Consider the following 14,601-nt stretch of genomic DNA (forward strand, 5'->3'; position numbering starts at 1 on the left):
TTTTCTCCTTTAAAACTTAACCTATTGTTTTCTCTTTCACTTTAACCTTTAATTTCAGAAAATTATCTTCTTTATCTATATCTAAGTCTAGAATTTTAGAGGGGCGACACCCTGATACAAAAGCAGCATTCGCAATCGCGTGGGACGCAGTGGGACCTGTGAGAAATAAAAAGATGACAATAATAGCAAATTTAATTGTTACAAAGGACAATCCAGTCTGTAACATCAACCCCCCAATAATCAATCCAACACCCGCAGAATCAATCATCGAGACAGCATGCAACCGGGACCAAAAATCCTGAAATTTGATTAATCCAAGAGATCCTATAAATAAAAAGAACCCACCGACTATCAACAATAGCCAAGAAATGATGTTTATCAATAGATCAATCATCAACTATTCCGCGTCCCTCGATTGTTTTTTTGATTAGATGAGAAGATTCATGTGCATCACCTAATCGGCGATAGCGGAAGAATTTTAGAACTGCAACTGTTCCGATAAAGTTAATCAGAGCATAGAGAAGGCCTATGTCAATAAAATCAGGCCTACCCAACAATAACCCAGAAGTGCCAATGAACAAAACCGTGCAGGTTCCAAATGCGTTCAATGCTAAAACTCGGTCATAAAGAGTTGGACCAACAAAAAGCCGGATCATGATTATGATCATTGATATCAAAATCGTGAGAGTAATGAAAACAAACAATCGATAACACCTATGTAGGGTTAGACACTAGTTGGGAAACGCGGTTATTCATAGCTATAAGGGTATTTTGATCTATCGCGTCATCGGTAATTACATGAACGAAAAAGAAACTGGGTTCCGTTTCTACAGTGATTGTACCCGGTGTCATCGTGATAGAGTTAGCGAACAGTACTTTTCCAAGATCTGATTTCTGTGTAGAACTCACTCTAATGAGTCTTTGATTATCAGGCAATTGATCACTTAAAATAACTTTAGTCATGATCAAATTAGCTTTTGCGATTTCTATAATCAACCAGACAACATAGCTCAAGATCCCCTTCATCATGATAGGGGGCTGATGCTGATCTAACAACCCTAGACTTCGAACAATCCAAACAACCAAACCGCAAGAGATAAACCCCATAAAGATAGTAAGCGGATTGTATATTCCAGACATAAGAAGCCAAAGAATGAAAAGTGTTGTAAACAGCACTATACAGCGATTGGTCATGGTCCCTGTCGTCCTTATTAAATAGGCAGCATGGGAATTTATAGAATGATATTCTCATAGTCTCTATCAGTAAATTCAATATCGGTCGATTTTTCAATCGCTATGGTTAATAAATTCAATGAGTGATCGCCCTACTGCTACTGAATTGGGAGAATAAAGAATAGGTCTTCAAGAACTCCGCTTGCGCCCAAGGCCCATCTGATGAGCAAGTCTTGATCTTTCTTCTGCATATGCCGGTGCAACCATTGGATAATCGGAAGGTAAGCCCCATTTATCACGATAGGCATCCGGAGAGAGATTGTAATGAGTTTTCAAATGTCTTTTCAAGGACTTAAATTTTTTGCCATCTTCAAGGCAAACAAGATAATCATATCCCAAGGATTTACGAATTGAAACAGCAGGTTTTTGTTTTTCTCCATCCGAAAACGGTGTTGTATTCCCTGTTGATTCAATTGCAGAGTAAACATCTTTAATAAGAGCAAACAAATCTGATGGTGCGATCGGATTATTACTAACATAGGCGCTAACTACCTTGGATGTTAGCTCCAATAAGATCTTATTTTTCTGATTATCAGAGTTTTCCATCGAAAGGCCCCGTTCGTTAAGAGTAACTTATATCAATTTATTCTCATATTTTATAGTTTTAACGAGAATTAAAATACCAAAACTCTAACAAAGGCAAATTATTCCGTTTTAATCATAATAAAAGGAAATAATTCATTGTAATGCTATGATCAAATAAAGACTCCTCATATATAGTAAGATTTAGGAAGTTCTTGATAAATACCTAGTAAGAATTATCTATATTTCCCGTTTTAATTTCATCTTTACTATATCTTTAAATTCTTAACGCCTCTTTAATCATCTTAACTGTCTTCTCTGGACCTAATATTGCTACAAATGAACCAAATCTTGGCCCCTGATTCTGACCAAGAAGAATTTGATAAAGTGCCTCAAACCATTCACGTAGCCTTTGAAACCCGTGATCTTTACCTACCGAATAAACTTCTGTTTGTAGGTCCTGACTCTTACTATGAGGGGGCATTATTGAAAGTCTTTCTGCAAGATCTTCCAGTGCAACACGCTCCCTCGCCGTAGGCCTCCGAAACTGTTGATGAGGTTTTACAAAATCTTCGAAATAACGAATTGCATAACCAACCATTTCATCGAGTTTTGGATTGTTTTGTGGCGTCGCAGACGCATCATATTTCGAGATAAACCTCCATAATGTTTTTTTTTCGGAAGCGTTGGACGCACTTACCAGATTAAGAAGCATGGAAAAGGAAATCGGCATCGAAATTATGGGGGGATTGCCAGCATGAATATGCCAAGTTGGATTCTCTAGTTTAGCGATCGTCTCCACACCATGAACCACAGATAGATGTTGAAAATAGTCATCAACCTGACGAGGAATCACATCAAAATATAACCTTTTAGCTGTCCTCGGCTTTTGATACATAAACAATGAGAGGCTTTCAGGGAGAGCATAAGTTAACCATTCCTCGATAGAAAGGCCATTTCCTTTAGACTTGGAAATTTTTTCACCCTTTTCATCAAGAAATAATTCAAAAACAAAATGCTCAGGTGCGTTGCCACCCAGAATACAGCAAATTTTGTCATAGACTTTGCCGTTTATTTCGTGATCTTTACCATACATCTCAAAATCGATCCCCAGAGCAGCCCATCGCATCCCGAAGTCAGGCTTCCATTGCATTTTCACGTGTCCGCCGGTTATCGGTAGTGTTACCTCTTCTCCGTCCTCATCATCAAATGTAATTGTGCCAGATTCAGCATCTACTTTCTTCATAGGTACGTAAAGAATCTGGCCAGATTTAGGAGAAATAGGTAAGAAGGGACTATAAGTCTCTTGTCGTTCGGCCCCGAGTGTTGGTAAGATGACATCCATAATTTCTTGGTATTTTTGGGCTGCAACCTTGAGAATGTGATCAAAACGACCTGAAGTATAATATTCAGTGGCACTTGCAAATTCGTAAGAAAATCCAAAATGATCTAGAAAAGATCTTAGTTGGGCATTGTTATGATGAGCAAAACTTTTATATCCCATCCCAAAAGGATCGGGAACCTGAGTCAGGGGTTTACCAAGATGCTTTTCGATAACATGTTTGTTAGGAATATTATCGGGTACTTTACGCATCCCATCCATATCGTCAGAAAAGCAAATGAGCCGAACAGCAACTTTGTCTTCTGTCAAAAGCCGAAAGGCATTGACAATCATTGACGTCCTTGTCACCTCACAAAATGTCCCGATATGAGGCAATCCGGAGGGACCATATCCGGTCTCGAATATCACCTCATCAGGATATCGATCATACTGATAGCGTTTGACAAGTTTTCTTGCCTCCTGAAATGGCCATGCTCTGCTTAAATGCGCAGCTTCAATCATTTCAGATGATATCTCTAGAGGCGGAAAATCTTTATTTTTCATTTATATAACGAAGTTATCTTGTTTGTCATGAGAGCAAGATGACATAAGAAGATAAGACACTAAGAGTCATCGTTTGATACTCATCAGACAAAAACCATATCCAATCTTGAATATGAAAAAAGAAAAACACCTTTTTAAAGTATAAATTGGTTGCGGGGGTAGGATTTGAACCTACGACCTTCAGGTTATGAGCCTGACGAGCTACCGAACTGCTCCACCCCGCGTCACACTTCATTTCCTAACATTCAAGCCGAAAATCAAGGATATGATCAGCTGATTTTTCAAAAACCAGAAGAAAACAATTTGAATCCTATAACCTTTCTTGCTACTTGGAAAGTACTTAAATTATAAATAAAAGTTATTTTATATAAATTTTAGTTTACGATCATGGTCCCGGCACCATGATCAGTGAAGAGTTCTAGCAAAAGAGCATGTGGCACCTTGCCATTGACGATAACAACAGCTTCAACACCACAGTTTAAGGCTTCAATGCAGGTTTCTACTTTCGGAATCATACCCCCATAGATTAGTCCACCCTCAATCATAGAACGCGCTTCCTTAATTGAAAGGTGTTTAATGATTTTACTATCTTGATCTAATACACCCGGTACATCAGTGAGGAATAACAACCGTTCTGCGTCTATAGCAGCGGCAATGGCACCTGCAAAGGTATCTGCATTGACATTATAAGTTTCACCATCCTCCCCTAAGGCTACAGGCGCAATGATGGGAATCAGACCTGACCCTACAACCTTGTTGAGGACTTCAACATCAACTATTTTAGGTTTCCCAACAAAGCCTAAATCAATGACTTGTTCAACACAGCTGTTGGGATCACGATGGTGCCAGAGTTCCTTAGTTACTGTGACCATATTACCATCTTTACCACACAAACCAATCGCTCGAGCACCTTCGGTGTTAAAATTCGCTACGATGCCTTTGTTGATTGATCCTGCTAAAATCATTTCAACAATTTCAATTGTTTCTTTGTCCGTTACTCTAAGACCACCACAAAATTTGCTTTTTATTCCCATCCGACTCAACATGGTGGCAATCTGCGGACCGCCACCATGGACTACGACCGTTTGGATCCCCGATTGATGAAGCAGCGCAACATCACGAGCAAATACCTTACCTAGGCTTACATCTACCATAGCATGCCCACCATATTTTATCACAACGGTTTTACCCTCATATCTCCGCATATAAGGTAATGCGTTTGACAACAAAAGAGCCTGCTCACTCCTAACCATCTGAGATCTTTTTTGAGTACTCAAATTGTCTATCTAATTCAGAAAAATAGATGGATGAGTAATTGAGAAACATAGAACTTCTCTCTGATTCTACATCATATTTCACTAGAGATCCAAGCAGATAACTGACTCTTAGAGCCTGCGCCCACTCGAATAGAAACAGGCTGCCCGTCTTTGAAGATGAAGAGAGTAGGAATGGAGCGGACACGATATTGTGAAGCTAAATCAGGATTTTTGTCTATATTGACCTTGACAACTTTGATATCTCGACTCCTTTCATAAGAAATCTCCTCCAGAGTTTTTGCGATCCGTTTACACGGTCCGCACCATTCTGCCCCAAAATCAACAAGAACAGGCAGATCTGAACTCAGGACGTCAGACTCAAAACTGCAGTCATCTATGCTTATCGTTGACATTATAGTTTCCATTGCGATGTTCATTAAGCTTCTTAATAGGGCTAAAGAAACGATTTCAGTTGGTCAATTGGTCAACCAATTCCTCCATCGAGAACGTTTCATAAGCTTGATCTAATATGACATTCGGCAATCGCATCACAATACGATTGGGTCTTGCATGAATCCAGATCAATGCACAATTGACTACCTTCCCTGGATAAAGAGGTTGAATAAGCGAACGGTAGATTGCCATTTGTGTTAGGTACTCTTTCGCAACCCTGTCCGGCGATTCAGGAACCAATCTACCAATTTTAAAATCTAACAAGTGAACATCATTACCTAAAATAGAAATTCGATCAATATTACCAGATACTGCTCGTGGACCCGATGAGAGATCAATGGTTCCCATAACCGATACTTCAGCGCGGCTTGTTAATGGATGAAAATAACATTTAAGATCAGGAGATTCAATAATATTAATGACTGTTGAAGCCATTTCTAAACGCTCCTTTTCTTCTAACTCAGGGCAGATAGAAGAAAGATAATTGAAGGAAAATGACGGTCTCTCCCTAGAATCTATATCTGGTAAGAGCTGAAATAGACGATGTACGATAATACCACGGCGACGAGGATTGTCATTGCTTTTGATATCCTTTTCCTTCAGGAAATTCAGTAAAGAAGATATTTTATCATCTGATCCATCAATTAGTGACTGTGTACTTGATGGAGATAAAGGTTTTGAAGGGCTCTTTTCACGGGGTGGTTCATACTTTATCCAATGAGGAAGTGCATTCCGTTTTAAAAACGGCTGTGATTGATCTAAGGTTGAAGAGGTGTAAGGATTTGATATTTGAGGACAAATCTGCCAACGGTGAGAGTAGATCATTCCACTCTCATCTCTAACTTTCTTCGTCTTTGGGCCCAAAACATTTAACACCATTGTATGCCAATTGGGCATCTTAGGTTTTGGAGTTCCTTCGTAGCCGCAAATAATTAGGCGGTCTTTTGCCCTTGTCATACCAACATATAAAAGCCGGCGATATTCATCTTCGGCATCTTCTTTCAATTGTTTCTTTGCTGCCAATGTTACATCATTATGCCATTGACTCTTTGGCAACCACAAATATCCACCTAGATCAGAATCCGAATTTGTCATCCCCCATTTATAAAATGATGTTGACTTCTCATGTTGAAAAGATGGGCTTCCTTTATCAACAAGAAAAACAACAGGGGCTTCTAGCCCTTTGGCAGCATGGACTGTCATAATCCGAACTTCTCCCCTTTTCTGATCAAATTCACGTTTTATTTCTGGTGCCTTTTGTTTCACGGCTTCAACAAAAGCCTGTAATCCAGCAATTTCCTCTTTTTCATATTCTAAGGTAAGCATGAGAAAAGCATCCAGAACGTCGTTGGCTTCATAACCTAATCGTGTCAAAATCTTTTGACGCCCTTTATCTCGACCTAAAAGTAATGCATAAAATTCATAAACGGGCATTTTCCATGCTCTCTTCATCCAACATCGAAGCCTGTCAACAACACAGCTATAAAAAGGATCATTAGAATGTTGTATAAGAGATTCATACAGACTCCCTTTTCGATGAGAAGCAACCGTGAATAATTGTTCTTCATTGAAACCAATAAGCGGGCTTTTTAATAATACAGCAAGAGATAAATCATCTTCTGGCATAAGAACAAATGAAGCAAGTGAGAGAAGATCTTGAGTCGCTATATGATCTATTAACTTCAGTCTATCAGAACCAGCAACAGGAATGTTCGCATTCTTCAAATATCTCGTCAACGCCAATGTAAAACGGTCACGCGCTCGTACTAGAACAATTATATCACCTGGCTGAATTCGTTTTTGAGTCGTCTCGCAGAATTCTGCGGTGCGCAACCAATTGCTGATCTGGACTGCAATCTTTTTAGCTAAAATATCAGCTTGATGCTTATTGCTATTGAGATCAACCGATTCATGCCATTCACCAGGTGAGATTCCTTTTTCTCCCTGAGTCCTCGGCCAAATGTCTACCTGTCCCGATGAGAATTGACGATGAGCAGAATGAGGGATGAAATCACCATCAAAGGTCACTCCCTTCCTGTTTTCTGGGACAGAAAAAACCGCATTTACCGCTTGCAAAATATCCGGTGTTGAACGAAAGGAACGGTTTAGAGATATAGAAGAAAATCCTTGTTTGGAAGAGATGGCCTTGTCTTCAATCCATTTCTTATTTTCATAAAACAGTTTGGGATGGGCGCCTTGGAAAGAATAGATGGATTGTTTTTCATCCCCTACAGCAAAAATAGTACGTCGATCTGTTCTTGCACTTTCTCCGGAAAAAAATTCCTCTACCAGCGCTCTGATAATCTTCCATTGCCCTGGACTCGTGTCTTGCGCCTCATCAAGAAGAATATGATTAACACCTCTATCAAGTTGATAAAGGATCCACGCACGCGACGGTGAGCGCAATAGATTTGCTGTAGAGCTGATCAAATCGTCGTAATCAAGAAGACCCTGTTTCCGTTTCAGGGATTGATAGTGGTTCATCAAATCATGAGCTATAAAAAATAAGGCTTCACTTCCTTCAATTATGAGATACAAGTTCACCCTTTTTTTTGCCTCAATAAGACGGAATCCTTCATTAAAGAAACGATTTTCTAGATCAGGAAAAAGTTTCTTGATATCAGTAGTACACAATCGAGAATAGTCTCGAAGACTTCCATCTGATTTTAAAAAAATATCACTTAAGGCAGTCCATCGCTGTTTCACATTCGTACTGTTGAAAAAGATATGCAATCGATTCGCTAAATTCTCGTTACTTGATTTATCTGAGAGAGCACATTGCATAGATAGTTCTTTAAGTTCTGTTTTAGAAAATAGGCATCCATCAACTGCGGACTCATACAATTCATCAAGCGTATTATATTCAAGAAAGTTAAATTTTTGATGTGCAAAACGTGTAAATGATTCTACACCACCAACTGACTGTAACCAGCTGCCGACTTCATGATAACGAGCGATAAGTTCTTTTAATGCCTCTTTTACCTTAAGATCACTCGCCATCTTCAGAGCTATTTTTAGATGATCACGAGATGATAATTGTTCAAATATCGCTCGTCGGGACCGTTCTAAAAGCTCTCTTTGCTGATTCTCATCCATAACAGAGAAATTGCCAGGAACATTGGCTTCAATCGGAAATTGGTGCAGTAAAGCTTCACAAAAAGCATGGATCGTCTGGATTTTTAGACCACCAGGTGTTTCAAGTGCTCTAGAAAATAACGTGCGAGCATGAAGAAGTATGTCATTTGATGGCTCATTAGTTAAAACCATGCGGAGCTGATCTTTAAGTATATCCTCTTCACATGTAGCCCAACGACCAAGAGTTTCAAAAATTCGATGAGTCATTTCACTAGCTGCAGCTTTTGTGAAAGTAAGACAGAGAATACGAGATGAATCACAATCATCGAGCAAAAGACGAACAACTCTTTGAGTGAGAACATGGGTTTTTCCTGAACCTGCATTGGCAGAAACCCAGACTGAATTCGAAGGATCATATGCTAATGTCTGCTGTTGTAAGGTATGAAGATCAATATTATGATCTGCATTCATTATTCTATTCGTCCTTAATCTCTCCATTTATCGACCACTCTCGAACGCGAGCCAGATGGTCGTAGTCATCTGGCCATCGCTGACCCTGAATCAAGCGCGCTTTTGACAAATAGGGTTGATTAGGATTATTATAGGCCTTGATCTGAGTTCTCAGTTTTTCAAGAACTTGATAAGACAGTTGATTGGCAGAAAGGTTTTTCTGTCCATACGTTAGGCCATCAATCCTAATTTCACCATTAGGACATAGACGTACATAACTTAATTCTTCAACAGAACGAATCCCTAGGGACTTGAAAGCACCTGCATAAACCATCAAAGCTTCCAATGGTAGTTGAGGAGATTCAAGCTGTTTCACCGATTTCTTAGTTGGTCTTTGACTGGTTTTATAGTCAATAATTTCAACACCACCGCCGATCTTAACATCAATACGATCAACCTTGCCTTTCAGAACAAAACCACTTTCCAATTGCATCTTGCCATAAATTTCGACATAGGAATCGATAATTCGTTGTCGTTGAGATTCATCCCATAATTGAAAATTGTTCAAAATTTCTTCAAAGTGGATCCACCAAAGATTGTACTGATCTCTCCTGATATTCGCTCTATCAAAATGCTTTTTCATGAGCCTCTGTAATCGATCTTCACATAAGGGTTCAGTCGTCTGAGATCTCAAAAGAGATAAATCTTCCAAAATAGCATGATAAAGAATACCTTTTTCACGGTCCTGGTCCTTTTCCTGAGGGATCAATGATCCAAGCGGACGAAGTTTCAAGATATGACGCGCGTAGATGACGTAAGGGTCTTCTATCCAAGATTGAATCTCAGTCACGGATAAACTCATAGGCCGATCGTGAACAGGAGGCTTCGGTGCAGGTTGTGATATCAATTTTCCTTGCCCCTGCGGTTGATCTATCTGATCAGCCCAATCCATAAATCGGGTTCCTTTTTTCCGCATTGCATTAACGGATTCCTCACCTCCAAGCAAACATATGCGTTGGACCCAGCGAGAAGGAACTGAAGGCGTATTTCTTAAATTTTTAGAGAGGGAAAGAATAATATCCTCAATACCCATCAACATTTGGAAATCGTGAGCGGCTAAACCGATGAGTCTGTCAGGTGATGGCAAGAAGAGTTCTGACTTTTGGGAACGTGATAGAAAAGGATCATTCTGAGTAACAACGGGCCATCTTTTCTCATTCAGACCTCCCAAAACTACACGATCGTATTGCTGCAATCTTGCCTCAATCGGACTGAGTATCGACAATCGAGAGCAATTGGTCTCTACCAAACGAACCATTCTCTTTGATAAAAGAGAATCAACAATTTTTGGCCATTCGATAGACGATACAACAAAAGAGCCATCGCAATCCAGCATCTCAGCAAGAAATTGATATAAGGCTTTACCACATTCATCATCATAGATATGATTTAAACTATCTTGATTTGTTCGTCCACATGCTTCAACTTTCTGGATGGTTGATAGTGCAAGATTTGATAAGGTTTTAATTTCATTTTCGGTTTCTGGAAAGATAGCGGCCACCTGTTTTGCTAGTATAGCAGCATTCTCCCAATCTGCCGTCGAAATTTTCGAAAAAGAAAAGTGATTCTCTTTAGTGATCTTTGATTTCGCTTTTGCTAAGCGGCTGGGTACTTCATGAGGTCTGATAGGATTTGCGAAATTACGAAAAACAGTTAGCTCAAGCGTGATAGCTCCACGAATATGAGTTTCGGCCGGTAACCCAAAGTAGGAAAAAGGATGTTTAAGAAGACTGACTAACGCTATAGGATCTGATCGTGAAAAGGCAACATGAACAATCAGTTGAAGAAATTGGCCCTGTGGTAAATTTCTTAATTCCATACCTGTTGAATTATCACATTCAAGACCCAATCGTTTCAGTTCAGATCTAACCCTGCGTGCTAAATTTCGGTCAGGTGTTATCAAGGCTACTGTTTTTGAAGGCGATTCCAAAGTCTCTCGAAGAGCCAGGGCCAGGGCCAGAGCTTCTTGATGTTCACTAGAAGCTTCAATTAAAGCAACATTAGAAAGAGCTTCTTGACGTTGTTTACTAGAACATTGTAATAGGAATTCTTGCCATCGATCGGTCGAAAAGGAAGGACGAAGGGCCTCGCTGACAAGATGTTCTCTGACTCTTGCTGATTTTTTGTCTACAGTTCCAATGTGATTTACTTCGTCAATTGATATCTTTAAATAAGAGAGTAAGCGTTTTAATCCAAATTGTGGATGTGCTGGTTCACTTTTTCTAGAATCATTATCTTCATTTAAATCGATTTTATCCCAGGTTTCTCGATCCATATCACGATCGAGTCCTGGCAAAATTACTAGACCTTTCTCCATGTTTGCAATAGTTTTGAGTAGCTTTGCTGTCGCAGGTATCGATCCAGTAGAGCCAGCAGCGATGACTACCTCCAATTGAGGGTCTTGGTTGCGATAGATTGCGGCCTGATGATGAAGAGCTTTTGTACGTATTATATTAGGATCACACAATCCCCTTTCATTAAGATAATCTGGCCAAGCTTTGATAGCAATTTTTAAAAGCTTTAAAGTCACTTTCCACCATTCAGCGTGTTCATCGGGGACAAATTCCTCGAGGCGAGACCAGTCCAACTCCTCGGTCATCACTATATCGATCAATCGAGCGAGATCGTCGGCAAAAAATACAGCATCAGCCATTGAGGATGGCATGATAATTTCGGCTCCTTCATAAAGAGATTGCTGTTTTTGATTCAATATGGTTGCCCAAGAATGAATTAAACGGCCCAAAATTAGTTGCCTATCAATCAAACTAACAGAGACATGATTCAAACTGCTCTGATCCGTAAATAGAAACGTCTCTTCTTGAGGTTCACTCAGTGCCCTTATATTAGGCAAAACTGCAGAGTTTGAATCCAATTTTGAGAGAATTTCTCCTTGAAGTTTCCGCACAGACCGTCGTGTAGGGAGCCAAATCGTAACTCTTGCTAGTGCAAGAGGATCTTCTGCTAGTTGAAAGCCCTCAATAAGATTTCCAGAAAATAAATTCTCAACTAAAGTAGCAAGAAAGGGAACCCCTGGAGGAATAGAGACAACATTAGGCATTATACTTCATCTTAACATAATATTCTTTCTACTAATTTTTTTATTTTAATCAGGTCACGAGTTTTCGAAATTGATGACATACTGCAGCATAGATTTTACTTGCTTTGGATTTTGAAAATGAAGACTAACAGAAAGTACGTTAGATTCTTTTAACAATTTTTCTTGAAGGGGTCCTATACCTGATAATCGGATCGCATCTTTTTCAGTTGTTACTAAAATTAGTTGATTTTTCTGAGATCGCGCTATCAAATCAGAACACTCTTCAGAAGAGAATGAATGGTGATCGTTGAATGAGTATCTTTCTTGTATATCCGCACCAGAAGCCTCTAAAGATTGGTAAAACTTTACTGGATCAGCAATACCAGAATACGCTAATACCTTGATACCAGAATACTGTTTGAAATCATCTGGCTTGATTATTGCAGAAATGACCGGTTTTTCCATACGTTTAGCCATCTGAACAACTAAATCAGCTCCGCTTCCTTGCCCCACACGTAAAATGGCTGTAGCCATCGAGAGCTGTTTTTTCATATCGGCTCGTATTGGTCCCGATGGAATACAGTATCCATTGCCAACACCACGCCTGGCATCAACAACAATCAAAGAAAAATCTTTCTGGAGGGAAGAATCTTGGAACCCATCATCCATGATGACAAGATCAACAGATTGCTGTTGCAATAATTCTAAGCTGTGTCTCCTATTAACACCAATAACGGTTGGTCCATATCTTGCTAGAATCAAAGGCTCATCTCCAACATCTCTTGCAGTGTGAATCTGAGAGAGAACAAGAGTTGTAGCAGAAATTCTACCTCCGTAACCACGGCTAAGAAAACCAGGTTGATATCCCAATTTTCTCGCAATCTTTGAAAGAGCAATCACGGTTGGTGTTTTTCCTGATCCGCCGACTATCAAGTTACCAACGCAAACAACCGGATATTGAGAATGAACATCCGGTGGTCTCGACATAAGATAGCCGGCTATTTTCCCATAAATAAATGAAAAAGGTGACAGAGAAAATGCGGTGATTCCCTGTTTTTGAAACCAAAATGGAGGCGTTTTGTTCACGAGGAGTCCAAGTCAATGAGACGTGTTTTTTGAACTTAGAATTTTCGAATGATAGTGATGACTTCTCTGCAAACTAGCATATAATCGCAACGGTCGAATGTAAGAATCGAGCATCTCAATTGAGTACTCCAAAGCACCTTTCATTGTTGATACGGTCTTTCTAGCTGAATCTTGCATCAATTTGAGATCGCTTCGGTTTTTTAACAGATGCAGAACATATTCTGCGAGCATTTTTTCATCATCAACAAATCGTACTCCCCCAGAATCTAGAAATTTTTGATAAGTTTCCTGAAAATTATGTACAAATCTACCAGACAAAATAGCGGACCCAGTCAACGCTGGTTCAATAGGATTTTGTCCACCTTTGGCTTTAAGTTTCAGTGATTTTCCCATAAAAGCGATTTCAGAAAGCCTTAAATAAAATCCCATTTCACCAATTGTATCCCCTAACAATATATCGGTATCATGATCGATCAAATGACCAGAAGTGCGGGTTACAATACGTAAGCCCTTCTTTTTCATTTCCCTTTCAACTTCATTCGAACGATTCGGATGCCGGGGAACAAGAACTGTTAAAATTCCAGGAGCATGCTGAGATAACATATGATGAACTTTTGCGATACAGGATTCTTCGCCTTGATGTGTAGAAACAGCTATCCATGTTGGTCGTTCTGCAATCATGGTACGATAGCGTTTTAATTCATGAAGATTCGGTACAGGAATCGCCACATCATTTTTTAGATTGCCACCAACAACAACCCAAGGAGCTCCAAGTGCACAAAATCTTTCAGAATCAACTTCTGACTGGGCGATCACCTGAGAAAATTGACTAAAGATCGTATTAGCCAATGTCAAACAGTTCATCCAGCGATTATTGGAACGATCCGATATCCTGGCGTTGACGAGTACCTGTGGTATCTTTCGTTTCGCTAGTTTATGAATTGTAGTTGGCCAGATTTCAGATTCTGTAAATACCGCCAAATCGGGTTGCCAGTGATCTAGAAATCTGGAAATTGAGCACGTGATGTCTAAAGGACTATATTGGTGTTGAGTTCGTTCTGAGATACAATCCCGAGCAATAGTTGCTGACGATACGGTTCCGGTCGTCAAAACCAGATTGAGACCAAATCTTTCTATACTTTCAATCAGAGGAACGACGGCTCGCAATTCACCAACACTGGCGGCATGTAACCATACTAACGGCCCAACCGTCCGTTTACAGCTCGCATAACCATAACGTTCACGAAGACGCTCATGTTCTTCTTTTCCTCTTCTTGCTCTAAATATGAACAGAAAAACCAGAAATGGATAGGCCATTCTACCTAAAAACTGATATAATGAGATGCTGATTTTAGCCCCTATCTTCTCCCAATATCTGATTCCTCGTTTTAACACCACTGAACCCCAATCATAGAACTTAAAAATAAAATAGTTTATAGAAATGCACAATGAAAATGAATGAGATGATCGGCTAACTGTCTTTGAAAATCCATGTTCCTTAAAATCTTTATCATTTGTCAGAAAATGATTTTTTCTATTCTATT

Annotated in this window: 11 protein-coding genes and 1 tRNA gene; all 12 read right to left on the bottom strand. The window is 39.6% G+C overall.

The annotated features are described in order from the left end of the window. Positions 1–16: 16 nt before the first annotated feature. A complete protein-coding gene (gene mnhG / locus AAGD37_RS03110) occupies positions 17–394 on the bottom strand; it encodes a monovalent cation/H(+) antiporter subunit G (protein WP_341760104.1) in 378 nt (125 codons plus the stop codon). Continuing rightward, positions 387–668: a monovalent cation/H+ antiporter complex subunit F gene (locus AAGD37_RS03115; RefSeq protein WP_341760105.1), complete on the bottom strand. Its 282-nt coding sequence runs from the start codon at positions 666–668 to the stop codon at positions 387–389. Before AAGD37_RS03115 ends, mnhG begins: the two co-directional genes overlap by 8 nt. A 46-nt stretch (positions 669–714) precedes the next feature. Next, positions 715–1,194, bottom strand: a complete 480-nt coding sequence (locus AAGD37_RS03120; protein ID WP_341760106.1) for a Na+/H+ antiporter subunit E — start codon at positions 1,192–1,194, stop codon at positions 715–717. Positions 1,195–1,362: 168 nt separating this feature from the next. Continuing rightward, a complete protein-coding gene (locus AAGD37_RS03125) occupies positions 1,363–1,779 on the bottom strand; it encodes a MucR family transcriptional regulator (RefSeq protein WP_341760107.1) in 417 nt (138 codons plus the stop codon). A gap of 253 nt (positions 1,780–2,032) precedes the next feature. Then, positions 2,033–3,640 (bottom strand): lysine--tRNA ligase, encoded by a 1,608-nt coding sequence (locus AAGD37_RS03130; protein WP_341760108.1) that lies wholly within the window; start codon positions 3,638–3,640, stop codon positions 2,033–2,035. A 147-nt stretch (positions 3,641–3,787) separates the two neighbouring features. Then, positions 3,788–3,864 (bottom strand) — tRNA-Met (locus AAGD37_RS03135). Between the two features lie 150 nt (positions 3,865–4,014). Beyond that, on the bottom strand, positions 4,015–4,893 hold the full coding sequence (gene argB, locus AAGD37_RS03140; RefSeq protein WP_341760109.1) for an acetylglutamate kinase: 879 nt from the start codon (positions 4,891–4,893) through the stop codon (positions 4,015–4,017). Positions 4,894–4,988: 95 nt separating this feature from the next. Then, positions 4,989–5,309 carry a thioredoxin gene (gene trxA, locus AAGD37_RS03145; protein ID WP_341760110.1) on the bottom strand — a complete coding sequence of 107 codons (321 nt, stop codon included), beginning with the start codon at positions 5,307–5,309 and terminating at the stop codon, positions 4,989–4,991. 55 nt (positions 5,310–5,364) lie between these two features. Continuing rightward, the gene (addA, locus tag AAGD37_RS03150; protein WP_341760111.1) at positions 5,365–8,895 is read right to left on the bottom strand and encodes a double-strand break repair helicase AddA; all 3,531 of its coding nucleotides are present in this window, start codon (positions 8,893–8,895) and stop codon (positions 5,365–5,367) included. Between the two features lie 4 nt (positions 8,896–8,899). Then, positions 8,900–11,992 (bottom strand): double-strand break repair protein AddB, encoded by a 3,093-nt coding sequence (gene addB, locus AAGD37_RS03155; protein WP_341760112.1) that lies wholly within the window; start codon positions 11,990–11,992, stop codon positions 8,900–8,902. Between the two features lie 54 nt (positions 11,993–12,046). After that, on the bottom strand, positions 12,047–13,057 hold the full coding sequence (lpxK, locus tag AAGD37_RS03160) for a tetraacyldisaccharide 4'-kinase (protein WP_341760113.1): 1,011 nt from the start codon (positions 13,055–13,057) through the stop codon (positions 12,047–12,049). Between the two features lie 12 nt (positions 13,058–13,069). Continuing rightward, positions 13,070–14,374, bottom strand: a complete 1,305-nt coding sequence (locus AAGD37_RS03165; RefSeq protein ID WP_341760114.1) for a 3-deoxy-D-manno-octulosonic acid transferase — start codon at positions 14,372–14,374, stop codon at positions 13,070–13,072. Positions 14,375–14,601 lie beyond the last annotated feature (227 nt).

The sequence above is a fragment of the Candidatus Endowatersipora endosymbiont of Watersipora subatra genome (genome assembly GCF_964026585.1).
Classification (GTDB): domain Bacteria; phylum Pseudomonadota; class Alphaproteobacteria; order Rhizobiales; family Rhizobiaceae; genus Pseudahrensia.